Raw genomic sequence first — 24,415 nt, forward strand, 5'->3', positions numbered from 1 at the left:
CATGTTTGAGAATATCCCGGTGGAAGTTGGTCTTGTCCATGAAGGGGAGCGTGTCCGGAAAAACGACATGCAGGTGGAGCTGGGTGGTCCGCAGGAGCCGGAGAAGTTCGAGATTGTACGTGTCCGCCCGGCAGATGCTGTAGAGGACGGGAAGATCCTCATCAACGGCCCCGACATTGCTGATATGGCCGAGGGAAAGCATTACCCGCTTGGCATTGTCGTGGAGATTTCCGGTGCAAGGCTGGAGCCGGACCTTGAAGGAGTTGTCGAACGCCGCATCCACGAGTACTGCAATTATATCGAGGGCTTCATGCACCTTAACCAGCGGTACGACATCTGGATACGTGTCTCAAAGAAAGCGTTCAAAAAAGGCCTCACGTCCCTGCGCTTTATCGGGGAGGTGATGATCGACCTCTTCCGGAAGGAACTGCCCCTTATCGAGAAGATACAGGTCACGTTCATCATGGACCCTGCGGCAATAAAGCCCCTGTTTGAAGAGGCCATGAAGACCTACGAGGCGCGTGACGCCCGCGCCCGGGGGCTTTCCGATGATGATGTGGATGTCTTCTACGGATGCGCCCTCTGCCAGTCGTTTGCACCCACGCACGTCTGTGTCATCACGCCCCAGCGCTACGCAAACTGCGGCGCCATCAGCTGGTTTGACGGGCGTGCCGCTGCCGGGGTCGATCCCAAGGGACCGATCTATGCCATCGGGAAGGGTACGTGCATTGATCCGGAAAAGGGAGAATATTCCGGCGTGAACGAGAGTGCAAAGCAGCGCTCCATGGGGGAGGTGAGCCGGGTCTACCTCTACTCTGCATTCGGTTATCCCCATACCTCCTGCGGGTGTTTCGAGGGAATTGCGTTCTACATTCCGGAGGTGGACGGCTTCGGGATCGTCCTCCGGGGCTTCCGTGATGTTACGGTCAACGGGCTCCCGTTCTCAACCATGGCGGATTCAACTGCGGGAGGACGGCAGGTTGACGGCTTCCATGGTATCTCGCTGGAGTACATGCGTTCGCAGAAGTTCATGGCAGCGGATGGCGGGTATGATCGCGTTGTCTGGATGCCGCAGGAGACAAAGGAACGCTTACAATCATTCATCCCGGAGTCCGTGTACGGGGCAATCGCCACCGAGCAGGACGCAAAAACCCTCGATGAATTGAAGGTGTTCCTCCAGTCCCATAACCACCCGGTCACGAAGCGGTGGGAGCAGGACAATCCTGCTGGAGCAGGAGACATGCCGGTCGAACGACAGGAGGTCTCCGTTCTTTCGGGACGTGACATCCCGTTTACAGCAGGGGGATTCCGGATCATCCTCAAGAATGCGAAGATCACTGCCGAGAAAGTGATCATCCAGCCGATCCGCCCGGGAGGTGAGCGCCATGGCACGCAGAAACCCTGAGAACCCGACCCCGCCCTTCGATGCAGCGCAGCTCTTCGCCCTCGCTCCCCAGCTCCGCGAGCTCTTAAAAGGTGTCAGCCAGGTCGAGCTCGAGCATTTTACGATGGAGATTGGAGACCTTGATCTCTTCATCCCCATGACAGGAACTGTCGCGTCTCCGGCAACCGCGGACGCACCCGGAACTGTTGTCCAGCCGCCGGTGAAACCTACAGACCTGATCCGCGAGTCTTATACAAAGGTTACTACCGACTTCCCCGGCAGGATCCGCGAAGTCCGGCTGGGCGCGACAAAGGCCGAAGGGGGGAGTCGCCGCCACTCGATTACCATTGGCGGTGCAACTGCCCCGGCCTACTCGGATCCGGCCCGGCCCCCGCTCCATTCACCGGTCATCTCTCTCGATGTTTTCGACATGCCGGTGACCCTTCCCCGGGTCCTCCGGGAAAATGTTGCCGATGTCATCGAAGACCCGGCCGAATGGGCGAAGATGAATGTTCAGAAGTTTGGTGCGGACGTAGTAACGGTCCACCTGACCAGTACCGACCCGCTCTTCCGCGATGCTTCGGCTTCGGCTGCGGTGAAGACGGTCGAATCGGTGCTCCAGGCAGTCGATGTCCCGCTCATCATCGGCGGGTGCGGCGACCCGAGAAAGGATGCCGAGGTATTCTGTGCTGTTGCCGAGATGGCGGAAGGTGAGCGGCTTCTCATCAACTCGGTGACCCTTGACATGGCCGAGGCAGGGATCCTTGAACGGGTGGCAACAGCTGCCCGCGATCACGGGCATGCCGTTCTCGCATTTACCGGTCTTGACCTGAACAATGCCAAGGAGCTCAACCGGCGCCTGTACGAGTACATCCCCCCGGAACAGATTGTCATGGACCTGACCACCGTTGCCCTTGGATACGGTCTTGAGTACTCCTTCACCATCCATGAACGGGCGAGATATGCCGCACTGATGGGCGATACCGAACTCGCCCACCCGACCATCTCCGCAGCAACCAATGCCTGGGCTGCCCGCGAGGCGTGGATGAAGATGGCACCGGAATACGGGTCGCGCCAGCTCCGCGGCCCGGTCTGGGAGACTGTCAATGCGCTCACGCTGCTCCTTGCCGGCGTTGACCTCTTCCTGATGATGCACCCGGCGGCTGTCCTCACCATGCGTGAGGTCATCCCGCGGCTCCCGGCTGTAGGGAATGCCCATGCCGGGCAGATCGCCGACTGGGTGGGGGTGCGTTTATGACCCCAGCAGCGCCAAAGAAGAAAAAGAGCATCCGCGAGATCAGCCCGATTGACGTGTACAAGCTCCTCCCCCGGACCAACTGCGGGGAATGCGGTGAGGCAAACTGCATGGCCTATGCAACGCGGCTCGTCAACGGGGAACTCCTCCTTGCCGACTGCCCCCAGGTCCATACGGAAGAATACGCATCCCCGCGGGAGAAACTCGAAATCCTCCTTGCCCCGCCCGTCCGGACGGTCACCATCGGCACGGGCGATTATGCTATGGATATCGGGGGCAAGTACGTGTTGCAGCGCCATGACTTCACGTACCATAATCCCACCCCGATTGCCATCGATGTCAACGACCTGATGAAAGAGGAGGAACTCATCGAGCGTGTCCGCAGGATCGGGGATTTTTCGTACAATTACATTGGCAGGAAGCTGACCCTCAATGCCATTGCCATCCGCTCTGTATCAAACGATCCGGAAAAATTCCGGAATACCGTCAGGACGGTATCCGGGGCCAGCCGGTTCCCGCTCATCCTCTGCGCACTGGACGCCCGCGTCATGGCTGCCGGCCTGGAAGCGGCAAAAGGGCGCCGCCCCCTCATCTATGCGGCAACGGAAAGCAACTGGAAGGAGATGGCGGATCTCGCCCTTCTGCACAATGCCCCCCTTGCGGTCTTTGCACCCAATGACCTTGCACTGCTCCGGTCCCTTGTTGCTACACTGCTTGCCTGCGGCATCCGCGATCTTGTCCTCGACCCCGGCACCTTCCCTGATGAAGGACTGGGTGACACCATAACCAATTTCACTGCGATCCGGACCGCGGCCACAAAGCAGTTCGATGATCTCTTCGGCTTCCCCCTTCTCGGTGTCCCGCTCACGGTCTGGGCCGGCAGCGAGCTCTCCGAGGATGTCCTCAAGTGGCGGGAGGCCATCACTGCCTCCATGCTCATCTCCCGCTATTCCGACCTTCTGATCATGCACAGTCTCGACGGCTGGGTCATCCTCCCGCAGCTCATCTGGCGGTTCAACCTCTACACTGACCCGCGGAAACCGGTCTCTGTCGAGGCTGGTGTCAGGACATTCGGCCGGCCGGATACCCGGTCACCGGTCCTCATCACGACCAACTATGCCCTCACGTACTTCACGGTAGAATCCGACATCAAGTCGGCGAACCTCGACTGTTACCTGATCGTCGCCGATACCGGGGGTCTCAGTGTCGAGAGCGCAGTTGCCGGCCGGAATTTCACGGCAGAGGATATTGCACGGGCACTGAACGAGAACAATGTTTCCAGCCTTGTCAGCCATACTACCCTCATCATCCCGGGACTTGCTGCACGGCTGAGCGGGGAGACTGAGGAGGCGACCGGCTGGAAGATCCTGGTCGGGCCCAAGGACTCCTCGGGGATCTCGCAGTTCCTCCGCGATCGCTGGCCTGTGGAAAGCTGACCTCTATGATCCCTGCCAACCGAAATCCTGCAAATAGCGACGGGGGTCTATGTACCCCGGGTTCACATGCCGCCACGTACCCGCGGAGCCTGAGATGACCGGTACTTGTGAGGTCTTTTTCTCTCCCATGGGGAAAACGGTAACCGTAGCCATGGGCTCATCCGTCCTTTCCGCCATCCAGAAGGCAGGTATCCTCGTGGAGAGCATCTGCGGGGGGAAAGGGGAGTGCAATAAATGCAGGGTGATCCATGTCCGGGGAGACTGCGATGCGGGTGCCCCGGCAACAGTCCGCGGGCTCACGTCCCAGGAAGTACAGAAAAACTACTGCCGGGCCTGCCAGACCCATATCCTTGGCGACTGTGAGTTTATCATCCCCATTGAGAGCCGGACAGACTCCCCGAAGATCCTGCAAAACCACCATGAGTCCGTCAGTGAACTTGACCCGGCGGTGACAAAACACCGTGTTGCCATTACGCACACGGATCACCACAATCTCGCCCACCGTTCAATCCAGCTCGAAGGGTACCGCGGCACCCGGCCTCACATGACGAGGGACCAGCTCCAGAAGATTACCACCGGCTGTGGGGAGTGTACCGTTACCATCACGCGTTCCGGCGGGTTCCCGGAGGTTATCCGCATCGAGGATGGCGACACGACAGCACGGAATTTCGGACTGGCAATCGATCTGGGTACTACAACCGTTGTCGGGATTCTTGTTGACCTGAACACCGGCAGGGTTTGCGCCGAGGCATCTGTTCTCAACCAGCAGATCACCCATGGGGAGGAACTCCTCACCCGCATTGCCATGGCTAAATCGGAAACCGGGCGGATAAAGCTCCAGTCAGCCGCAATCGACAGCATCAATGCAGTTATCCGGCAGCTCGCAACGGTTTCCGGCACGGATTCAGGAGATATCTGCGATGCGTGCATTGCATGCAACACGGTTATGACCTGGCTCCTCCTCGGGCAGGATCCCACCCGGCTCGAACTGGCAAATGTGGAGATTTCCCGTGAGCCCCGCGTGGTCCTTGCAGGAGCGCTTGGTATTGCCATCAATCCCGATGCCCGTGTCTTCTGCCTTCCTGACGTAAGCCGGTTTGTGGGAGGCGATGCCGTGGGAAATGTCCTCACGTCCGGCATGAACCATTCCGGCGAACTCACGCTGATTATCGACCTCGGGACAAACGGCGAGGTGATCCTGGGCAATGCAGACTGGATGGCTTCGGTCTCGTGCGCCTCCGGCCCGGCATTCGAAGGTGCCGGCATCTCCTCCGGCATGCGGGCCATGAGAGGGGCAATTGACCATGTTACTATCGATCCCGGCACGGGAGCCGTTGCCTGGACAACCATCGGGGGTGCGAAGCCCCGGGGGATATGCGGGTCCGGAATTATTGATGCGGCAGCGGCCATGGTGGCAGCAGGGATCCTTGACTTCACCGGGCGGATTGTATCCGGAAAACCCGGTGTTCGGGATGGGCCGGATGGACCGGAGTATGTCCTGGTGCCCGGTGAGAAGACTGCGACCGGGCAGGATATCATGATCACAAAAAATGACATGGCCTACCTTATCGATTCCAAGGCTGCTGCTTGCGGGGCAATCGGTGTCCTCATGAATAAGTACCGCGTCGGTATCTCCGATGTCCGCCACGTCTTCCTTGCCGGGGCGTTCGGGGCGTATGCGGATATTAAGAAGGTCGTGGAGTTCGGGATCATCCCCGACTTTGTCAACGCAACCGTTCACGGGATCGGGAACGGGGCCCTCTCGGGCGCATGCGCAACGATCCTCTCGCGAAAGAAGAGGGAGGAGGCAGCGGACATTGCCCGGAGAATGGTCTACATCGACCTGCTGGTGGATGCCGACTTTATCGAGGAGTATGCGGCAGCAGTCTATATACCCGGCAAACCCGAGTTTTTTCCCCGCCGCATATAATCGGGTATTGCCTGTAACAGCAGACAATCCGCACCCGGCAGCCTTTGCAGGAATGATGATGAGGACAAAACGATGCCGATGAATATGGATTCCCTGCAGGCATCCTGGGAAGCAGATTACCGGAAGAAGGGGCGATTGTACGGCGGTTCGCCGCGGCAGCTTCCCGCCTTCCCTTCCGGATCCCGGGTCCTTGATCTTGGCTGCGGTGACGGCAAATCCCTGGTATCCATGGAGGACAGGGGCTGGCACGTGACAGCTGTCGACTTCTCTCCTGCGGCAGTTTCTCTTGCAAGCGAAGTGGGCGGGAATCCGGCCAATGTTGATTGTATTGTTGCAGATGCCCTGCAGCTCCCCATAAGGAAAAATTCATTTGATATCGTGACGGCCATCCACCTGCTGGGGCACGTTTCTGTGGATGGGTTGCGCCGTATTTCGCGCGAGATTGACCGTGTACTCCGGCCGGGCGGAACCCTGTACGCTGTGGTTTTCTCGCAACAGGACTTCCGCTGCGGCACTGGCACCGAGGTTGAGCCGGCTACCTATGCCCGGGGAAACAGTATCATCACCCGGTATTTCTCGGAACCGGATGTTATCGCGATCTTTCCGGGATATACCGTACGGACTGTTGAGCATATCGAATGGACGCTCCGCGTACGGGGGAGAGAGTATCCCCGTTCCGAGATTACTGTCCTGTTCTCGAAGCCTCAATGAACGTTTTTCGTGGATCATTTTTATGGTATCCGCACCCATTTTCTCTCACAGGAGAATCCCGATGACGAAGAGATACCTGACATTGTGCATTGCTGCCCTCATCCTGCTGATATGTATTCCCGGAGCATCCGGTCTCGGTGGCGATGAAGGATGGATTACGGTCTATTGTAATGTGGATGGAGCCTCGGTGTACTTTGACGGCAAGTACATGGGAGAGATCAGCGGCGGGTCTTACACGGCCCTGGTATACACGACCGGTGCCCCCTATTCCACGGCAACGGTGGAAAAGAGCGGGTATTTGCCTGCCACAGCTTCCCTCACCATGCCCAAAAAAGGCCAGACAACAACAGTCTACACAACCCTGAACCCGGTCGTGACCCCGGTCCCGGTGCGGTACGGGTCCATCTTCGTGAGTTCGCAGCCGTCGGGTGCGGAGATCTATTTCAATGGCGATTACCGCGGTCTCTCGCCCCTTACCATTGCTGATGTCTGGCCCGGGACGTATACAATCCGGGCAGAGAAGACTGGTTACCAGGATTATTCGACAACAGCTTATGTCTCCTCCGGAACACAGACAACCGTCCACTGTCCGCTGACTCCCCATGTGACAAGCGGCTCATTGTACGTGATATCCACACCTTCCGGCTCCAGTATTTATCTTGATGCCGCATACAAGGGAAAAACACCCCTCACGATCAGCAATATTGCTGCGGGCACCCATATCCTTGAAGTTGACCATGCCGGGTATTATGACTGGAAATCAACGGTGAATGTTCCTGCTGGCGGTACCAGGACCATTGATGCAACGCTGAACCCGATGCCGTCATCCACAAGCGGTTGGATCTATGTCTCTTCAAGTCCCGGCGGCGCATCAGTAACACTTGACGGCGCCATCATGGGTGAGACCCCGTCATCGGGTTCCCTGAAACTGAATAACGTCGCCACGGGAACTCACGCCGTTGTCCTGAACCGCCCCGGTTACCTGCAATATACCGCAACGGTCTCGGTCTCTCCCAATACCGTGACAGAAGTGAGCGCGCTTCTCCAGCCGACCGCAGCTCCCACCGGATCCGGCGGCCTTACCATCACGTCCACCCCGGCCGGGGCCAATGTCTTCCTCGACAATGCCTTTGTCGGGATCTCTCCGCTTACCCTGCCCGACGTCACGGCCGGGACGCACACGGTGTCCATGAAGCTTGACGGGTACCAGGAGTACTCTGTCTCAACACAGGTGAACAGTGGCGCGGTCAGCACGGTCTCGGCAGCCCTTACCAAAGTGACACCAACACCAAAGTCATCACCGGCCCCTGTCATTGCCGGTATAGCAATCATTGGTGCAGTCCTTCTCCTCCTCCGCCGGAAGGATTGAACCACGACCTTTTTTTTGTTTTTTCTCATCTGAAGAAAACCAGTTTGGGATAGTTTTAGGGAGAGATGAAGCCACGGGTGCTCGGGATCTCCCAACCCTCGCCCCACGAAGAGTCCATCGGATTCTTCTCATCCTCACGGTCTGTCGACTATTCAGACCGCGGAACTTAGCCGCCCGGGAGCCTTGAAAAATGGAAATGGGGGTCACACTCGTAATTCCATTGAGAGGATTACAGAAGGATTTCTACAGAGCAGTGTTTTCTGCCGGTATGAAAATCTTGTTTTTTTCATGCCAGTAGTCAAAAAAGGAAAGAAGTTTACGGTCTGCGGAGAGCCATGAGGGCAAGGCAGAGGGCGATGGCAATACCCGTGGCAAGCGCGCCGGTGGGTGCTTGTGTTGGAGTAGGTTCAATGGGTGCAAGATAGACCGAGAGCCGGATTGTCGCGCCATTGGTGATGGTAACGTCTTTTGTTACCGGGGCATAACCCTCTTTTTTGAAGGTGAGTGAATGTGCCCCGGCAGGGATATTGCTGAAGACTGCGGGTGTATTGCCATAGTTGGTCCCGTCGATCCAGACTGCGACACCCTCCGGCGATGAAGTGACGTTAATAGTACCGGTTTGTGGAGGGGCGGCGGGGGTTGCAGCGAGTGTTACGGCTGAGGTTGCGGCAGCTTTTGCAGAAGCGGCTTTCACCGGGTCGATAATCGTATGGGTGATCGAGGGCAGCGATTCGATATCCGTGAAAGTACGGACATACCCGTCCGAAAAGATCAGGGTTGCTGTTGCCGGTGAGAAATCAGCGGAAATGACACTGCTCACAGCGGAGTTCTGGAGTGCAATCTCGGCTTTCCGGAAATCCATGGAACTGGTCAGGTAATCGGTTCCCTGTGGGCTGTCATAGGTGTTTGCGAATTTTTTCAGGATAATGCTGGCACGGGAGCGGTCCATTGAGACGAGCGTGGGCGGTTCGGAGCCGGAGGATAGTCCCTTCACGAGCTGTTCCTCGAGCACGGACTGGGGGATGGCATTTTCGATCAAACCCTCCAGGGTGAACCGGAAAACTGCAGTGGCATCCCCGTTTTTGTCTATCGTAATGTCCAGTGAATCAGCGGTAAATGCCTGGACCGGCACGGCAAGAAAAAGGGCCGTGCACAAGAGGATAACCGCCATGAGGGCGGGTGAGTTGTTGTATCGTGCCATAGGTATTTTCCTGTATCGTCATAAGCAGGGTTTGTTCCCTGAAAGAGCGGACCAATACGGGAGATCCGTTAATAATGTTTCTTGGGAAAACCGTTAAGTGTTTTCCCCTTGGGGCTGTTTCTGCAGGCAACCACCGACCTTATCTGTAACGATGATGCATTGGTACAGGATATATGATCGATTCGTTCCTCCAGATCCTCCTCACCATTGACCAGCAGCTTCCCGCGGTGGTCAACGAATACGGGATCTGGACCTATGTAATCCTGTTTGTCATCATCTTTTTTGAGACCGGCCTTGTGATCACGCCGTTTCTGCCGGGTGACAGCCTGCTCTTTGTCGGGGGTGCAGCTGCCGCAAGCGGTATCCTGGACCTCTGGATCCTGATTGCCGTGATTATTGCCGGAGCGGTTCTTGGGGACACGCTCAACTACTGGATTGGGAACCGGATCGGCCTTGGTTTCTTCTGCGAGCGGTACCCGAATCTGGTAAAGAAAGAGTACATAGACCGGACGAACGGATTTTTCGAGAAATACGGGGGGGCAACCATCTTCGTTGCCCGGTTCATCCCCATGGTGAGGACATTTGCCCCCTGCCTCGCCGGAATAGGGACCATGCAGTACCGCCGGTTCCTCCTCTGGAATCTCCTCGGTGCAATCGCGTGGTCGTTCAGCCTTGTTATGGCAGGATACTACCTTGGCACTTTTTCCATTGTGAAAGAGAACATGAGTCTCCTCATGATCGGTGTCATCCTCCTCTCCCTTGGAACAATTGTCTTCATCCTTGGTAATCTTGTTTCTGCATACCTGAAGCGGAAGAAGGAAACCGGCGAGTCCCGCCAGTGAACGCGTGGTGTATCGATTCCACCTTTTTTTCCTCGTTCAGTTTTCTCCAGCAGGTTTTTTCCCGCAGTAACATGAAGGACTTGTATCTGATTGTATCGTTGCCGTGCGGAGAAAAAGAGGGTGGATCAGACTTCCTGTCCGGTATGCATCAGCTTGAGTGCAAGGGCAAGACCGACCATGGAGGCAGGGATAATGAGGGCCTCCCACCGGAGCGATTCGGACCCGGCGACAACCACGTACTCGAGCAGGTTCACCGCGAGGATGACAATGATGACCTGCACGAGAGTTGTCTTGAGCTGGCTGATCGTCTCAATACGAAGCCACCTGGGGAGCTTCATCTGCATCTCCTCTTCCCGGTGGACAAACAGGGTGTAGACCCCGTACGAGAAGATGAGGAGGACGAGTGCAAAGAGGAAAGCGTCTACGGCCTGGATCAGGACAACCGAGGCGATTGTGTTCTCGCTCAGGTGGCCCGGCAGGGTAACAACACTGTGGCCGAAAAAGAAGATCTGGTAGGCCTCGATGGTATGCAATGCCCCGGATAAAAACATCAGGACAGAGCCGGCAAAAAGGGCGACAACTGCAATGACACAGATATAGCGCAGGGTATAGAACCGGGCAAACATCACCCGGACATTAACTTCATGCGATACATGCCTGACTAAAATGATCCGGGAAAATTATGGGGACCGGGTGATGATGAGCCCGGTGTTATCAGACTTTGTAGCGATGGCGATTTTCAGGCCGAGTGGGTCGATCAGTTTCTTCATTGCATTTTTGTCAAGACCCGTCACAACGGCAATGGACGGGCCCACGGAACTCATGCCAACGAACTCGAGTTTTTTCTCGCGCAGGAGGTTCATGTAATGGTAGATGCCGTAACTGTGGTGCTCGACTTCTGCCCGTTTCGATCCCCGGAATTCGATCTCCCAGATGACGTCGCCGATCTTTTTGAGGTCATCGCGTTCGAGTGCCGGGACGAGGTCCATTAAAAAGAAGTATGCCTTGAGTTCCCGGTCCCGGTAATCCAGCGTCCGTGCCTTGTTCATCAAGAGGTCGAATTCCTGCGTGCCGGCCGAGGAGATATCGGTTGGCGGGATGATGATGTATACATTCTTCCCCTCTGCAAAGGTATGGTGATAGGCGAGCGCGAGCTCATCACCCATCAGTACCATGCCCCCGTGCACGCTGACGGCGGGGCCGACCCCCGTCTCAAACCCGAACGCGATGTTCCCGTCCGCGGTCTCTTCTACGTAATTATGACCGATGAGGTGCCGGAGCTGGGTGACCGTGAGCGGGGATCCAACGGCTTCGTTGAGCGCTGTGGCGACCGCGATCATGACGGTGCTCGTGGAGCCGAGCCCCACGTGCTTGTGCTCGTGGTCGGTAACTTTAACCGAGAACCCTCCCTTGTATCCCGTGACTTTCCGGAAGACCTGGATGAAATTCTCGATGATGGGAGCCCGGTCATAGTCGATGTTGATCGCCTTTTTCGTGCACCGGACTTCTGCGGTACAGTAACATTGGATGGCAAATCCGATGCCGCCGCCGCCCGGGTGGTCCGGTGCGAAACGGTTCATGTCAAGAACGGTGAGGTGAATCCGGGCCGGAGCCCTGACATGCACCTTCTCGCGTATGGGGCGAAGGGAGAATTTCTTCTTCTCAAATCCCAGTGTCTTGAGATTCTTGCCGGGTGCGAAGGTGGAAAACTCGTATTCAACGAGATCGAGATCACCCCCGCGTATCTTCATAATCGCCATGGGTATAAGATCCCCTTTGTTACATCCAGCGCATAAGGTTTCTTATTCGCATGTGAATTGGTGCACGGGGATGGAACATCTGTTGTTGGAGGTCACTCAGTGCAAGCTGTGATGCAAAGGGGGGCTTTTTTTGTCAAAGGATCTGTTGGGATTCAGCGTGATGATGGCCGGTCAAAGAAGATGTTCTTGCCGGTTGCCGAGAGCGGGATCGCGTAGGCGACCGTGCAGTCCTTTGGCACAATCCCGAGATCGCGGGCTGCAACCCCTCCGGAGTACATGATCCGGTTGTCGGCATTGTGTACCTGGGCTGTCTTTACTGCCGAACCGATGGCAATCCCGAGATCGGCCATGCGGATAACGCAGTTCGGGCCGTCAAAGAAAGGACTCTCTTTCTTCTTCGCTTTTCTTGCCTTCTGGAGTGCGGTGCAGGTTGCAAAACCGCATCCCCCGCAGTTGATGCCAGCAATCGTATCTCCGCGAGAAGCAACCACGACGCAGGCATCGGACGCTGCGATGTTCTTTGCATCGCGGATGAAGAACCCGATCTGCATCTCTTCGCCAATCGTTTCGAGCCGGGTGGCAAGCTTCTTTGTTGCCTTCTTGTCAAGCACGCGGACCTCCAGGGTATCCTCGCCCTTTCCCTTCGGGGCCGTGCGGGCAGCAAGTGCCATCAGGTCAGCAACAGCCAGAATCGCATTCTGTTCCGGGGTCATACCGGGATATGCGCTGCCGGAAAGAAAAAAGGATGCGGATAATAATGCCGGGATGGTGAAACTCAGTCTACCCGGAATGCGACCCCGGTGAACTCGGCGATGATCCGGTCGCTGGCATACACCAGCACCCGGCAGGTGTCGCAGGAACCATTGTCCTGTACCCGTTCCGCAATGGCGACAAGCAGGCCGTTCCCCGGGATAAGATACTGGATGTGAATGGAAACTGCAACGCGGTGTATGCCTGCACAGTTCTCGGCAATGCCGAATGCCTGGTCGGCAAGGGAGGCTATCGCCCCGCCATGAACAACCCCGGACGGGTTTGCTTTTCCGGTGCAGTCCATAGTAACCCGCGCGTACCCGTCCCGGGCTTCCTCAACAACTATTCCTAAAAGACGGGCGAATTCGCTCTCATTGAATTTTTGAATTGTAGCCTTGATGGCAGTAGTATCCGGCAGGAATTCGGGATTACAGGTCATGGTAAAAAAATTCCCGGCAATTATCCCTTGTAATCTTTCCGGGTGTACGAGTACTTGTCCGTTTCACCGCCATCAGCCACGATATAAACCCATTCGTACAGCGACTGGAGTGTCCCGAACTGCTGGTAGCGCCGCATTGAGAATCCCACCTTCAGTTTCCCGTCAAACCTGATCCTGCCAAGGTCATTGAGGCGCATCGCGATCTCGAGATCGTCCCCGGCGTCGATGCACCGGTATCCGCCGGCCTTGATAAACGCATCTTTCCGGAATGCCGTGTTGCACCCGAGAGTATAATAGAAGGTCCGGCTGTAGTAGCCGATCCGCGAGAAGGTATTGGCAAGGAAGAGGGAGAACTTGTTCCGGAGCCCCTCCTCGATGGGGTAGACCGGACCGTAGAGCTGGACAAGTCCTGGGTCCGCCACAAAGTTATCGGCAATCCGCTTGATCCAGCCCGGGGGGAGGATGCAGTCAGCATCGGTTGTGGTAATAATATCCCCCCTGGCCGCCATCACGCCATCGTTCCGGGCACCCCCGACTTTCCTGCTGGTCTGGGTAAAGACCTGGTCTGCGTACTTCTTTGCAATCCCGCAGGTGTTGTCTTTTGAACCCCCGTCAACAACAATGATCTCGTACTCGGTTCTCGGGATTGTCTGGTGCGTGAGCGAAACAAGGCACTGGGCAATATTCTCTTCTTCATTGAACGTTGGGATGACAACTGAGATCATCGGGATGCAGACTCCTCTCTAGGTTTTTGGTACCACGGATAATAAGGGTGATGCCGGAATGGGTCAGCCCGCCCTGCCATTGCCGAGAAAATCAAAAACAGAACGGATAACGCCGTCCATGTTCAGGTACTCGAACTGGGCAAAACGCCCCACAAGCGGGATCCCGGCGTTTGTGCAATACTCTTTGACTACCGCGATGTTCTCCTGGTACGCAAGGTCGTACACAACATACGCGAAAGGCTGGCGTTCAACAGCGCTGAACTCAATCCTGTCCCGGGTGCAGACTCCCATTTCTTCCAGCATGCGTGTCACCTCATCGACCAAGGTTGCATCAGGTAGCGTTGCGACTTCATCGCCCGGCTGGTACGTGATCTCGGCAAGGATCGAACTATGCCCTTCCGGTGCTGCGTGACGGCTGAAGTTTGAAGGGAAGGAGAGCCGGTTGGTCATACCGAGTTTTTTATCCGGGATGTACATCCAGGAGATTGGGGGAAGTGTTCCCTTTATCCCTATGGTGATGCATGCAATGGAATTGTACACAAGGGCTTCACAAGCAGCGTTTACTTCTGTCGGGACACTGTCAAGACACGGGAGCAGGTGCTGGACCGGGATTGTACAGATTACCTTGTCAGCAGGGATCGTCTCGCTGCCATTGCTGATCAACCATGCAGTGCCCTTCTTCTTAACAGCTGTGACGCGGAAGCCGGTGCGGATGAACTTCTCCACGGGCTTTGCGATCGCCCTGACAAGGGCTTCGATGCCCCCATCAACCGGGTAGGAGAAGACAGCCTGGTGGGTATAACCCTCGGTCTCGATCCCGATTGCCGATTTTATGATGTCCTCGACCGGAGGGCGGGGGATGCGGCCATCGACCCAGTGAAGCGACATCTTCTCCGTGGGGTACTTCCAGATCTTCTCGTTATATGGCACCATGTAGCACTCTGCGAGACCGGATCCGAATGTGAAATAAATCCACTCCCGGAAGTTGCGGGGTTCTTTTACGTCTCCTTTTTCGACTGCGATCAAGTTCTGGACAAACCCGTTGATGCAGAGGAACCTGTCATCAGGAGGAAGTTGTGAAAGGCCGTTCTCGAACGGGTACTTGACAAAGGATCCCTTGTAGAAGATCTTGGTATTCCGGTTGTTGCGTTGTTCGTTTCCGGCAATCATCCTTCGCATGAACGCGAGCACTTCGGCATCGCGGGAGAAGATGATATGGGACCCGCCGATGTCAAAGGTGAATCCGTCTTTTGTCACGGAGCGGCAGAGCCCGCCGATTACCGGCTCCGCTTCAAGAACAATGACCTCTTCCCCCCGTTCGTGCAGGAGCCGGGCAAGGGTAAGGCCGGTGAGACCGCCCCCAAGGATTGCTGTTGTCACTGCTCCATAGATTGACTCGCCGGCCATATATTGATAGGGGTGAAACCCTGGCCGATAAGCAGTTGCTACAGAGCCCTGTTGATGGTTGTCGGAGGGGGTGCGCACTGGCCTTTGGAACAGACAAGGCCGGCCGGGCAGTTGTTGGTGCAGATGCCGCAATGGTCGGGATCGGTTTGAAGGTTGAAACAGCCCTCGACACAGGCAGTTTTTCCGGCCGGGCAGTCCAGTAAACAATGGCCATTGATACAGGCCAGTCCCCGGGTGCACGCATTGCCACAGTAACCGCAGTTGCTGCTGTCGGTCAGGGTGTCCGTGCAGTTCGTGCCGCAGAGCCTCCGGTCTGTCGGGCAGGTGCCGTACTTCGGGGTCTTCATGGTTGGCGGGATTTCAGTTGGAAGCGCTGGTGTGGGTGGAGGCATGGTCACCGGGCTCGTTGTTGCCGGTATCTCTGTTTCGATGAGGACATAGGAACCAGATGGGAAAGACTGGTTTGCCGTAGCAGAGCCTGAAGGTGCGTTCAATCCACCTTTCATAAAAACAGCTCCGGCAGCAATAATGAGAATGATGATACCCATCCCAAGGGCAATGAAAATGGTTTTTTTAGCTGTACGCGGTACATTGGAGGACTGTTCAACAGTCCCGGCCCCCGGGGCCGGCTCCAGTGGTGAGCCGCACTGCCCGCAGAATTTATCGACAGGTTTTGCTGGTGCACCACAGGATGGACATGACCGCAACGGGAATCACCGGTTTTCGCTTACCACACCTTTCCCGGCAGAAAGAAAAAAGATTTCTTTACAGTTTATGCACTGTGGCTCTGGTCTTGTAGCCGGAGGAAAAAAGTTATCTCCGGATATACCACCCGGTCATTGTCTCGTCCAGCACCTTCTTCGAGGTCTTCTTTGTCACCATGCTGACAACGATCATCGCAACAAGCGAGATGACAAAGGCGTAGAACGAGAAGTGCATGGGCATAGCGAAGAGTTGGATCTTGAAGTAACTCAGGCCGCCGAAGAAGAGTGCTGCGATCAGGCCAAGCGCCATCGAGGCAAGGGCACCCTCACGGGTTGCACCACGCCAGTAGAGCCCTGCAAGCAGCGGCACGGCAAACGTGGCGAACATGATCCCGATACCGGCCCAGATGAGCCAGACGAGCATGTCCGGCGGGCTGATTGCCATCAGGAGCGTGATGACAGCAGCACCCAGCACCGAGAGCTGGCTGACAAGGAGGACCTGCTTATCCGGTGCATCCGGCTTTAAGATCTTCTTGTAGATATCCCATGAAAAGTATGTCCCGATAGTGAGCATCAGGCGGTCGGTCGTGGACATGACCGCAGCAAGGATGATGACACCGAGAATGCCCCAGAGAAGGACGCTCGGGAGCGCATATTCAATCCCGGCAACGAAGATATAGTCCGATGCATTTTTCACATCCGGCAGGACGATAAGTCCTTCCTTTACCATGGACATGCCCGCGAACCCGGCAAACTTCAGGAGGAACATCACGATGCCGTATACGACAAACGCGATGATCGGCGCCCACTTGAAGTACGAGATGTCCTTTACCGCCAGTACATTGTTGATCACGTGCGGGGCGCAGGCAAGGCCGATGGTGAGAAGGAGGAGGAAGGATACCACGTACTCAGGGCAGAAGACGCCCCCGGCAACCCACGGATCAACGTTCGAAGGGTTGATGGATGCCATAACTTCATTGACATGCGTGAATCCGCCGGCCGCCATAATGACGAAGGGGGCCATGATGAGGACACCTGCGATAAGGATGACACCCTGGACGAGCGTAGTCCATGAGACGGCGTACAATCCACCGATGACCGTGTAGATCGTGACAATGGCAGCACCGATCAGGAGTGCCCAGAGATGGGGGATCTTGAAGAGCCACATCAGGACGATGCTGACTGCGGTGTACTGGCCGGCAAGGTAGATCATGGACACGACAATCCCCGATACGGCAGAAAGGCCGCGGAGTGCCGTGTTGCTCTCAAACCGGTGGGCGAGATAGTCCTGCACGGTTATGTAACCAGACTTCTTTGCCACCGCGTACATCTTGACACCAAAGAAGATAATACAGAATGCGATGGAGAGCGGGACAGCGATCTGCTCCCAGATGGTGGGCCAGGCAAACTTGAATCCCAGGCCCGAGACACCGAGAAGCGACATCCCCGAGCAGACCGATCCAATCATCAGGAGGGTGAAAACCCAGAAACCGAGAGACCTTCCTGCAACAACATAGTCCTCCATGTTATGGATCTTCTTTGAGGCCCACACCCCAATCCCCACCATGGCAAGGAAATAGATTGCCACAAGGACAATGGTCACTATATCGCTCATGACGCGTTCTCCTTAAAGGTAAGTCCCCAGTACAGCAATGCAGCAATGATGACGAGCACAACCCCGCCAACGACAATAACAGTCAAATCCGGTAACCCAAACATTGTACCGTGTTAGGTTGAAGCATGCTAACATATAACACGTTCGAAATTGGTCGGAGTGATGCACCGGTATCTTTTTTATGCTCCATGATAACATATGACATAATTCCGGCTTCGTGATCATTCGTGCTCTCTCTTTCCGGTGTCACCAAGCAGATCGGCGGCCTTACTGCAGTGAACAATGTTGATCTTACGATGAGTGCCGGCCAGATCGTCGGCCTTGTGGGACCGAACGGGGCCGGTAAAACAACGCTCCTCAATATCATCTCCGGCATGGTTCCCCCGACTGGCGGGAAGATCACGTTTCTTGGTGAAGACATCACGGGCCTGAGTGCTGACCGGATCTGCCGCAGAGGCATAGCAAAGACGTTCCAGATCGCCGAGTCATTCCCCAACCTGAACGCTGAACAGTGCGTGATGATCGGTGTCCTGTTCGGGAACACCCGTTCCCCTGACATGAGGCAGGCCCGTATTGAGGCCCGGGAGATCCTTTCCTTTGTCAATTTCCCGGAGGAGAAGGCCGGTACCCTGACACGGAACCTCAATGTTGTCGAGCTCAAGCGGCTCCAGCTTGCCCGGGCGCTTGCGAGTCATCCAAAACTCCTTCTCTTAGACGAACTCACCACCGGGCTCAACCCGAAGGAGAGTAGTGAGGCGGTGGGCCTGATCCGGAAGATCCGCGATGACGGGACCTCAATCCTGATCATCGAGCATGTCATGAGCGTCATCATGGGGGTCTCGAACCGTATTGTTGTCCTCGATCATGGCGAGAAGATTGCCGACGGCTACCCGCATGACGTGGTGAACAACCAGCGGGTCATCGACACCTATCTCGGTGACATCGACGCATTTTGAGGAGGTTTATCTGCCATGCTCTCAGTCTCCCACCTCAATGTCTTTCATAATAATCTCCAGGTAGTCTGGGACCTCTCGTTCCATGTCAACAAGGGAGAACTTGTCACGATGATCGGCCCCAACGGCGCCGGCAAGACGACCACAGTCGAGACTATCGCCGGCCTGAACAAGCGGGCAAACGGGTCGGTTGTGTTCAACGGGCAGGAGGTTCTTGGCCATCCGCCCTATGAACTTTTTACCAAGGGTCTCGCTCTCGTTCCCGAGAAACGTGAAATTTTTCCGTCCATGCCTGTTATCGAGAACCTCCTGCTGGGCGGGACACAGAACCTTCATTGTGAACGAGCCCTTGACCGCGTATTCCGCCTCTTTCCGGTCCTCCGGGAACGGGAGCGCCAGGAAGCAGGGACGCTTTCCGGCGGCGAACAGCAGATGCTTGCCATCGGCCGGGCACTCATGTCGGAGCCCCGGCTCCTGATCCTTGATGAACCCTCCACCGGCCTCTCCCCGCTCCTGACCGGACAGGTCTTCCGTGCACTGGAGCAGCTCGGTCGCGAGGGAATGACCGTCCTCCTTTTAGAGCAGAACGTCCGGAATGCCCTTGCCATGTGCGAGCGGGGCTATGTTCTCGAGAATGGCCGGATCGTGGAGGAAGGAAAGTCCAAGGCTCTTCTTTGTGATCCGCGGATCCAGAAAGCGTACCTCGGGATCTGATTGGGGAGATGAGGCGTTCCGGCACCCTTGTTCCGGTTTAAACAGGGAAAAACAGGAACCGGGTCCTGGTTATTTTCCCGTCAATGGATGAGTTTCCATCTTTCTTTTTTTCCGTGCCATCCATTCCACAAGACGTTCCGGCAGGCTGACAAGCCCTTTAGGCAGGAAGATGATCGTGAGGATGAGGATGATGCCGATGATGACATACCGGGCAAAGGTCATGCCGGTCTCTTTGAGCCCTTCCCAGATAACGGTGAGTGCAACCGTGCCGATAATGGGGCCCGCGATGGTGCCCAGCCCGCCCAGAATGACGTATGTAATCGGCCAGAACGAATTGTCGACACCAAACAATTCCGGGGTAATGTACCCGATATGGTGGATCTGGAGCGCCCCGGCGATCCCCGCGATGAACGCTGATATGGCAAATGCGAGGAGCCGGTACCGGACCGGGTCGATCCCGGCAGCCCGCGCCTCGGTCTCGTTCTCGCGGATCGCGAGAAACGCGAGGCCTGCCTTTGACCGCATAATGTACCAGATGGCAATGATTGTCGCTATGGTGATGAGGAGGATGGCATAGTACTCGATCAGCTGGTAGCCCGGTATGGCCGGGCTGACAAGCCGGGGCGAAGGTATTCCGTCCCATCCCCCGGTCATGGGCGCGAGCACGCTGACCACGAGTGTCTGGACGATGATGGCGAACCCGAACGTGACCATGGCAAGGAACCATTCCTTCAGTCGCACGCAGGTGAGGCCGATAAGGATCCCGATGACCGCGGCCACGCCGGCACCAATGAAGATGGTGATGAACGGGGTGATACCAAGAGACACGGCAACCAGGGTTGATGCGTACGCCCCGATGCCAAAGAACGCTGCATGACCAAGCGACCCCTGGCCCGAGCAGGCAAGAAGGTTCCAGGCTGAAGCGAAGATGATGGCAATAAGCATCAGGACCGCAAGGTTCACGATAAACATGTTGTCGGTGAGGAAGGGGAGCGCCACAGCAGCGATGACCGCTAGGGCAGTCGCATACCGGAGCGATAGCGGTATATTCGAAAGCATCTTTATCCCTCCTTCCCGCCAAAGAGCCCGGTCGGCCGTATTACCAGGACAACGATCAGGACAATAAACGAGACCGCGTCTTTCCAGATCCCGCCCAGCAAAAACGCGGCGCCGTTCTCGGCAAGTCCCATCAGGAGCCCTCCGATGATGGCCCCGGGAATGCTCCCGAGGCCGCCAAGGATGATGATGGCAAAGGCCTTGACTGCGGGGATTGCGCCCATGTACGGGTTGAAGACCTGCCCGCTCACTACCCAGAGCGTGCCGGCAGCCGCCGCAAGCGCACAACCGAGGCCGAAACTGATGATATCGATACGTTCCACGTTAATACCGACAAGCATCGCACCCTTCCGGTTCTGGCTCGTTGCCTGCATCTGCATGCCGATGGTCGTCTTTTTCAAAAAGAGGTACAGCCCACAGAGGATCAGGGCTGTCACGACCATGATAATGATATAGTCAAGAGGAACGGATAATGGGCCGACCGGCACGGAGATCCCATCATACGGGCTCTTGACGCTCTGCCATGCATCCCCCCAGATCATGGCGGCCCCGTTCTGGAAGATATAGATGAGCCCGATAGAGAGGAAGATCTCGTTGAGCTTGCCGGTCCCGAGAATGGGACGGAAGCAGAGCCGTTCAACTATAGCGCCGATCCCGACAAGCGCGAGCATCGAGAGGAGGAGGATGACGTACGGGTTGAAACCGGTAAAAAGGAAAACGGTGAACGTGATGTAGGCGCCCACCATCAGAAACTCGCCGTGCGCGAAGTTGACGACCTTCATCACGCCGAAGATCAGGTTCAGTCCCGTGGCAAGCAGGATGTAGATGCATCCGGCATAGAGCCCCCAGAAAAGGATCTGGAGGATGATAGAGAGGTCTTCCATGCGTCGATCAGCACCTGCCTGTGTATAGGGAAAACATCGTGATGCAAGGAATAAAAAGGGATGGTATGGCCTATGCGCTGCTTCCTGCCTCGTACCATGACGGCAGGACAAATTCCGTTGTCTTCAGGTTGTCAGGCCAGACGATCTTCGGTCGTGTTTCACCGGCAGCCGCGTCCGGGTACAGCTGCTCCATCCAGAGATCGAACGAGGACTCGCGGAAACCGGAAGAGAAGGAGATGGTCGAGTCCTTCATTGCTTCGATGACCTGTGGCATCTTCATGGTGGTAAGTGTCTGCCGGACTGTTGCCTTGTCTGTGGTTCCGGCCTGTTTGATCGCTTCCGCGGCGATGAAAACTCCTTCATAGGTCGAGGCACCCATCATGTCCGGGTACGTCCCGAATTTTTTGAAATATGCCTGCTTGAACTCATCCTGTGCTGCGGCTACTGCTCCCGCAGGTGCTGTATAGGGAGAGAACCGGCTCTCGATAACAGCACCCTCGCCATATTGCCCAACGTCCTTGTAGAACTGGGCGTTGTCATTGTTTTCGACATTGAGGAAGATGGTATTCAGGCCAATGTCACGACGTGCCTGGACGATTGCAGGGGCACCTTCGTTCGGGAACGCCCCGATATAGACAGCATCCGGCTTTGCAGCCTTGATCGCGGTCAGCTGGGTGCGGAAGTCGCTCTCGCCCATCTTGAAACTCTGCTGGGAAACAAGCACGATGTTGAGGTTCTTAGTCTTGATGGTGTTGTCTACGGCAGTCTGGACACCCTTGCCAAACGCGGTGTCCTGGTACAGGACTGCAAGCCGGAACGGCCGGTCAGATGGTGCTCCCAGTTTCTTATTCACTGCCGCACGAACGACTTCGTCAATAAACTGTGTTGTGTATTCCCCATACGTGTCAGTGGTGGGACAGTGGTGGAAGACATAACTTGTGTCTATGTCTGTGCGGTGCGTGATGATCGGGCTTGATGCACCGGTCACGATATACGGAACTTTGTACTCGGCAATGGTCTGTTCGTATGCCGAGGTGACGGCACTCGAGTATCCCCCGACAAGGATGTCGACCTTGTCATCGGTGATGAGCTTGGTTGCAGCCTTCTGGCCGCCGGCCTGGGTGGATTCATCGTCCCCCACAATGAGCTTTACCTGCTTTGTTGTACCGTCTTTTAACGTAACGCCACCGGCAGCATTGATCTTTTCTCCGGCAACCTGTGCCGATTGCCACATGTTCGTGCCGACATTGCTCGCCGGCCCGGTCAGTGATGCAATAACACCGACCTTGATCGTGTCTTGTGATGCAGCTGGCGACTGCGTTGATGCCTGCTGTTGTGTACAACCGGCAATGCATGCGGCTGCGATTAGCAGGGCCGCAATGATGAAAACAGAATATTTCATGGGACTCCCTTCTATGCTATGATATAGCATGACAAAGAATTGGTGGTTGCCGCCGTAATAATAATTATCGGTTTATCCCTGGGGTGGTGCACACCAGGATTGTTGTCATATCAAAGGCAACACCCGGTATCCAATTCAGGGTTGTTGAGTAAAATACCTGCCATACGAAACGATAATGTTTTGGTGAAAGCCTCCTAGTTATGTCGGACCTAAACGATATGGTTTTCCTTGATCCTGTCCAACAGCTCAGGACAGACTTACCGGGTAGTTCATCGTGGACCTTGCTTTCCAGTTCCTTCTTGCCATCCTTCCCATTATCCTGATCTTCATCGGGCTCGTCTTCCTGAAACAGTCGGGTACGCTCATGGGCATCCTTGGCTGGCTCCTGACGGTTATCATTGCCGTGATCTTCTTCCAGACCTCAATCTCCGTTGCGCTCGCAGCATCCTGGGCCGGCGTTCTCTCGTCATTTGGCATATCACTCATGGTCCTTTTCACCATTCTCCAGGTAACGATGATGGATCTGACCGGGGCTATCAGCCGGATTACTGCATACGTTAAATCGATTGCAGCCGAGCGTTACGAGCAGATCATGATCCTGAACGTGGGATTCGGATCCTTTCTCGTATCAATCGGCGCAACTCCGGTCACCATGCTCCCGCCCATCATGATGGCGCTCGGCTTCTCTCCCCTTGCGGCAGTTGCCCTCCCCTGTCTCGGGTACGACCCGCTCACCTCCTTCTCGCTCCTTGCAGTTCCCATCACGATCCCGGCTGCAGCCTTCGGCTTTGACGCAAAAGCGCTCGGCTGCCAGGTTGCGCTTTTCCTGCCTGTTGTCTCCACTGGCATCGCACTTGGTATGCTCTGGATCGCGGATGGATTTGCCGGAATCCGGAAAGGTCTCTTCACCGCAGTTGTCGCCGGACTGACGCTCGGGTTCTCCGCCATCCTGTTTGTGAATATCCTCCCGGCATCTGCCATTGGTCTTGTCGGCGTCTTCTCTGGGCTCGTCACCATTTTTGTTCTTTTTATCCTGCGGGCCCTGCGGGGAAAACCGATGGACGCCGCCCCGGTCCTTACCCTCGCAGAGGACGGCATGCCGCTCTGGAAGGCCTCTTTTCCCTGGATCCTGCTCGTCTCGTTTGCGATCATCATCAGTATCCCGCTCATCCAGTCGGGGCTCTACAACATCCTTGGCCCCGTGCAGAAAGTCCCGGTCATTGCCGACAAGGTCATTGACTTAAAACTCCTCAACCAGGCCTACTTCTGGGTGGTCGTGAGTACGCTCATCTCCGCCCCGCTCCTTGTCCATAACCGGCAAGAGGCAAAAACCATCCTCTCGCTCTGGGTGAAACGGGCATGGAGCCCGACACTCGCTGCCATGGTCTTCTTTGCTATCGCGTACGTTATGGACTGGTCCGGTCGGTCGGTCATCGGGGGCACGCTTGGTTTCCTTCCCGGTGCTGATGCATTCAACATGAACGCGGTCATCGGACTCATGCTTGCGCTCACGTTCGGTATCGGGTTCCCGCTCATCTCCCCGCTTCTGGGCCTCTTCGGTTCGTTCATCTCCGGCAGCGAGGCTTCTTCGAATGTGATGTTCTACGGCATCATCGACAAATCGACAAACGTCCTTTCGCTTGACTTCATGCCGGTATATGCTGCCCACGCAACGGCCGGGGGAGTTGCTTCCGGAGTGGCCGTGGCAAAGATCGTGAACGCGGCAGCTGTTATCGATAAGATCGGGATCGAGGGCGAAGTGGTCCGGCGTGTTGCCCCGGTTGCAATAGCACTCACGCTGATTATCGGTATAATGCTCTGTGTGATGCTGGCACTCTGAACTTTTTTTAGCCCGGGCATCCGGGCAGGAAAAACAGC

Annotated in this window: 22 protein-coding genes and 1 pseudogene; 10 read left to right on the forward strand and 13 right to left on the reverse strand. The window is 56.1% G+C overall.

Going from position 1 to position 24,415, the window contains the following annotated elements:
* Window position 1: 1 nt before the first annotated feature.
* The 6 genes from cdhC to PHF39_RS00145 all read left to right on the forward strand — a co-directional run bounded on the left by cdhC (window position 2) and on the right by PHF39_RS00145 (window position 8,085).
* Window positions 2–1,405: a CO dehydrogenase/CO-methylating acetyl-CoA synthase complex subunit beta gene (gene cdhC / locus PHF39_RS00120; protein WP_300218830.1), complete on the forward strand. Its 1,404-nt coding sequence runs from the start codon at window positions 2–4 to the stop codon at window positions 1,403–1,405.
* Entirely contained in the window at window positions 1,386–2,642 is a 1,257-nt protein-coding gene (cdhD, locus tag PHF39_RS00125; protein WP_300218832.1) for a CO dehydrogenase/acetyl-CoA synthase subunit delta, read from the forward strand. Before cdhC ends, cdhD begins: the two co-directional genes overlap by 20 nt.
* Window positions 2,639–4,075: an acetyl-CoA decarbonylase/synthase complex subunit gamma gene (gene acsC / locus PHF39_RS00130; RefSeq protein WP_300218834.1), complete on the forward strand. Its 1,437-nt coding sequence runs from the start codon at window positions 2,639–2,641 to the stop codon at window positions 4,073–4,075. The genes cdhD and acsC overlap by 4 nt, the downstream gene beginning before the upstream one ends.
* A gap of 94 nt (window positions 4,076–4,169) precedes the next feature.
* Window positions 4,170–6,005 (forward strand): ASKHA domain-containing protein, encoded by a 1,836-nt coding sequence (locus tag PHF39_RS00135; protein ID WP_300218836.1) that lies wholly within the window; start codon window positions 4,170–4,172, stop codon window positions 6,003–6,005.
* 84 nt (window positions 6,006–6,089) lie between these two features.
* Entirely contained in the window at window positions 6,090–6,716 is a 627-nt protein-coding gene (locus tag PHF39_RS00140) for a class I SAM-dependent methyltransferase (protein ID WP_300218838.1), read from the forward strand.
* A 61-nt stretch (window positions 6,717–6,777) separates the two neighbouring features.
* On the forward strand, window positions 6,778–8,085 hold the full coding sequence (locus PHF39_RS00145) for a PEGA domain-containing protein (protein ID WP_300218840.1): 1,308 nt from the start codon (window positions 6,778–6,780) through the stop codon (window positions 8,083–8,085).
* Between the two features lie 316 nt (window positions 8,086–8,401).
* Here PHF39_RS00145 and PHF39_RS00150 read toward each other — a convergent pair whose 3' ends face one another.
* A complete protein-coding gene (locus tag PHF39_RS00150) occupies window positions 8,402–9,286 on the reverse strand; it encodes a PEGA domain-containing protein (RefSeq protein ID WP_300218842.1) in 885 nt (294 codons plus the stop codon).
* Window positions 9,287–9,459: 173 nt separating this feature from the next.
* Between PHF39_RS00150 and PHF39_RS00155 the strand changes: the two genes are divergently transcribed.
* Entirely contained in the window at window positions 9,460–10,128 is a 669-nt protein-coding gene (locus tag PHF39_RS00155) for a VTT domain-containing protein (RefSeq protein WP_300218844.1), read from the forward strand.
* 125 nt (window positions 10,129–10,253) lie between these two features.
* Here the strand turns inward: PHF39_RS00155 and PHF39_RS00160 are convergent, their stop codons facing one another.
* The 9 genes and pseudogenes from PHF39_RS00160 to PHF39_RS00195 all read right to left on the reverse strand — a co-directional run bounded on the left by PHF39_RS00160 (window position 10,254) and on the right by PHF39_RS00195 (window position 17,528).
* Window positions 10,254–10,754: a YqhA family protein gene (locus PHF39_RS00160; protein ID WP_300218846.1), complete on the reverse strand. Its 501-nt coding sequence runs from the start codon at window positions 10,752–10,754 to the stop codon at window positions 10,254–10,256.
* 54 nt (window positions 10,755–10,808) lie between these two features.
* Window positions 10,809–11,888, reverse strand: a complete 1,080-nt coding sequence (locus PHF39_RS00165; protein ID WP_300218848.1) for a GHMP kinase — start codon at window positions 11,886–11,888, stop codon at window positions 10,809–10,811.
* 152 nt (window positions 11,889–12,040) lie between these two features.
* Window positions 12,041–12,601, reverse strand: coding sequence for a DUF2148 domain-containing protein (locus PHF39_RS00170; protein ID WP_300218849.1), 561 nt, complete (start codon window positions 12,599–12,601; stop codon window positions 12,041–12,043).
* Between the two features lie 62 nt (window positions 12,602–12,663).
* Window positions 12,664–13,077, reverse strand: coding sequence for a PaaI family thioesterase (locus PHF39_RS00175; RefSeq protein WP_300218851.1), 414 nt, complete (start codon window positions 13,075–13,077; stop codon window positions 12,664–12,666).
* A gap of 20 nt (window positions 13,078–13,097) precedes the next feature.
* Window positions 13,098–13,802 carry a glycosyltransferase gene (locus PHF39_RS00180; protein ID WP_300218853.1) on the reverse strand — a complete coding sequence of 235 codons (705 nt, stop codon included), beginning with the start codon at window positions 13,800–13,802 and terminating at the stop codon, window positions 13,098–13,100.
* Between the two features lie 63 nt (window positions 13,803–13,865).
* Window positions 13,866–15,209, reverse strand: coding sequence for an FAD-dependent oxidoreductase (locus tag PHF39_RS00185; RefSeq protein WP_300218855.1), 1,344 nt, complete (start codon window positions 15,207–15,209; stop codon window positions 13,866–13,868).
* 38 nt (window positions 15,210–15,247) lie between these two features.
* A complete protein-coding gene (locus PHF39_RS00190) occupies window positions 15,248–15,715 on the reverse strand; it encodes a hypothetical protein (protein WP_300218857.1) in 468 nt (155 codons plus the stop codon).
* A 132-nt stretch (window positions 15,716–15,847) separates the two neighbouring features.
* Window positions 15,848–15,916, reverse strand: a pseudogene (locus tag PHF39_RS13905) (zinc ribbon domain-containing protein); the annotation flags it as partial.
* A 106-nt stretch (window positions 15,917–16,022) separates the two neighbouring features.
* Window positions 16,023–17,528: a sodium/solute symporter gene (locus PHF39_RS00195; protein ID WP_300218858.1), complete on the reverse strand. Its 1,506-nt coding sequence runs from the start codon at window positions 17,526–17,528 to the stop codon at window positions 16,023–16,025.
* 227 nt (window positions 17,529–17,755) lie between these two features.
* Here PHF39_RS00195 and PHF39_RS00200 point away from each other — a divergent pair, with 227 nt between their 5' ends.
* Together PHF39_RS00200 and PHF39_RS00205 are read left to right on the forward strand one after the other, a co-directional pair.
* A complete protein-coding gene (locus PHF39_RS00200) occupies window positions 17,756–18,484 on the forward strand; it encodes an ABC transporter ATP-binding protein (RefSeq protein WP_300218860.1) in 729 nt (242 codons plus the stop codon).
* A gap of 15 nt (window positions 18,485–18,499) precedes the next feature.
* Window positions 18,500–19,195 (forward strand): ABC transporter ATP-binding protein, encoded by a 696-nt coding sequence (locus tag PHF39_RS00205; protein ID WP_300218862.1) that lies wholly within the window; start codon window positions 18,500–18,502, stop codon window positions 19,193–19,195.
* A gap of 69 nt (window positions 19,196–19,264) precedes the next feature.
* Here PHF39_RS00205 and PHF39_RS00210 read toward each other — a convergent pair whose 3' ends face one another.
* The 3 genes from PHF39_RS00210 to PHF39_RS00220 all read right to left on the reverse strand — a co-directional run bounded on the left by PHF39_RS00210 (window position 19,265) and on the right by PHF39_RS00220 (window position 22,537).
* A complete protein-coding gene (locus PHF39_RS00210; protein WP_300218864.1) occupies window positions 19,265–20,254 on the reverse strand; it encodes a branched-chain amino acid ABC transporter permease in 990 nt (329 codons plus the stop codon).
* Window positions 20,255–20,256: 2 nt separating this feature from the next.
* A complete protein-coding gene (locus PHF39_RS00215; protein WP_300218866.1) occupies window positions 20,257–21,135 on the reverse strand; it encodes a branched-chain amino acid ABC transporter permease in 879 nt (292 codons plus the stop codon).
* Window positions 21,136–21,205: 70 nt separating this feature from the next.
* On the reverse strand, window positions 21,206–22,537 hold the full coding sequence (locus tag PHF39_RS00220; RefSeq protein WP_300218868.1) for an ABC transporter substrate-binding protein: 1,332 nt from the start codon (window positions 22,535–22,537) through the stop codon (window positions 21,206–21,208).
* A gap of 274 nt (window positions 22,538–22,811) precedes the next feature.
* Here PHF39_RS00220 and PHF39_RS00225 point away from each other — a divergent pair, with 274 nt between their 5' ends.
* Window positions 22,812–24,377 carry an L-lactate permease gene (locus PHF39_RS00225; RefSeq protein WP_300218870.1) on the forward strand — a complete coding sequence of 522 codons (1,566 nt, stop codon included), beginning with the start codon at window positions 22,812–22,814 and terminating at the stop codon, window positions 24,375–24,377.
* The last annotated feature ends 38 nt before the right edge of the window (window positions 24,378–24,415 follow it).

Source organism: Methanoregula sp. (genome assembly GCF_028712425.1).
In the GTDB taxonomy this organism is placed as follows: domain Archaea; phylum Halobacteriota; class Methanomicrobia; order Methanomicrobiales; family Methanospirillaceae; genus Methanoregula.

Excerpts from the sequence above, each read along its gene's own strand:
- PHF39_RS00170 (WP_300218849.1), bottom strand. The coding sequence starts at position 12,601 with ATGACCCCGGAACAGAATGCGATTCTGGCTGTTGCTGACCTGATGGCA.
- PHF39_RS00220 (WP_300218868.1), bottom strand. The coding sequence starts at position 22,537 with ATGAAATATTCTGTTTTCATCATTGCGGCCCTGCTAATCGCAGCCGCA.
- PHF39_RS00180 (WP_300218853.1), bottom strand. The coding sequence starts at position 13,802 with ATGATCTCAGTTGTCATCCCAACGTTCAATGAAGAAGAGAATATTGCC.
- PHF39_RS00195 (WP_300218858.1), bottom strand. The coding sequence starts at position 17,528 with ATGAGCGATATAGTGACCATTGTCCTTGTGGCAATCTATTTCCTTGCC.
- PHF39_RS00190 (WP_300218857.1), bottom strand. The coding sequence starts at position 15,715 with ATGAAAGGTGGATTGAACGCACCTTCAGGCTCTGCTACGGCAAACCAG.
- PHF39_RS00175 (WP_300218851.1), bottom strand. The coding sequence starts at position 13,077 with ATGACCTGTAATCCCGAATTCCTGCCGGATACTACTGCCATCAAGGCT.
- cdhC (WP_300218830.1), top strand. The coding sequence starts at position 2 with ATGTTTGAGAATATCCCGGTGGAAGTTGGTCTTGTCCATGAAGGGGAG.
- PHF39_RS00155 (WP_300218844.1), top strand. The coding sequence starts at position 9,460 with ATGATCGATTCGTTCCTCCAGATCCTCCTCACCATTGACCAGCAGCTT.
- PHF39_RS00165 (WP_300218848.1), bottom strand. The coding sequence starts at position 11,888 with ATGGCGATTATGAAGATACGCGGGGGTGATCTCGATCTCGTTGAATAC.
- PHF39_RS00205 (WP_300218862.1), top strand. The coding sequence starts at position 18,500 with ATGCTCTCAGTCTCCCACCTCAATGTCTTTCATAATAATCTCCAGGTA.
- PHF39_RS00140 (WP_300218838.1), top strand. The coding sequence starts at position 6,090 with ATGGATTCCCTGCAGGCATCCTGGGAAGCAGATTACCGGAAGAAGGGG.
- PHF39_RS00135 (WP_300218836.1), top strand. The coding sequence starts at position 4,170 with ATGACCGGTACTTGTGAGGTCTTTTTCTCTCCCATGGGGAAAACGGTA.
- PHF39_RS00215 (WP_300218866.1), bottom strand. The coding sequence starts at position 21,135 with ATGGAAGACCTCTCTATCATCCTCCAGATCCTTTTCTGGGGGCTCTAT.
- PHF39_RS00210 (WP_300218864.1), bottom strand. The coding sequence starts at position 20,254 with ATGCTTTCGAATATACCGCTATCGCTCCGGTATGCGACTGCCCTAGCG.
- PHF39_RS00160 (WP_300218846.1), bottom strand. The coding sequence starts at position 10,754 with ATGTTTGCCCGGTTCTATACCCTGCGCTATATCTGTGTCATTGCAGTT.
- cdhD (WP_300218832.1), top strand. The coding sequence starts at position 1,386 with ATGGCACGCAGAAACCCTGAGAACCCGACCCCGCCCTTCGATGCAGCG.
- acsC (WP_300218834.1), top strand. The coding sequence starts at position 2,639 with ATGACCCCAGCAGCGCCAAAGAAGAAAAAGAGCATCCGCGAGATCAGC.
- PHF39_RS00145 (WP_300218840.1), top strand. The coding sequence starts at position 6,778 with ATGACGAAGAGATACCTGACATTGTGCATTGCTGCCCTCATCCTGCTG.
- PHF39_RS00185 (WP_300218855.1), bottom strand. The coding sequence starts at position 15,209 with ATGGCCGGCGAGTCAATCTATGGAGCAGTGACAACAGCAATCCTTGGG.
- PHF39_RS00150 (WP_300218842.1), bottom strand. The coding sequence starts at position 9,286 with ATGGCACGATACAACAACTCACCCGCCCTCATGGCGGTTATCCTCTTG.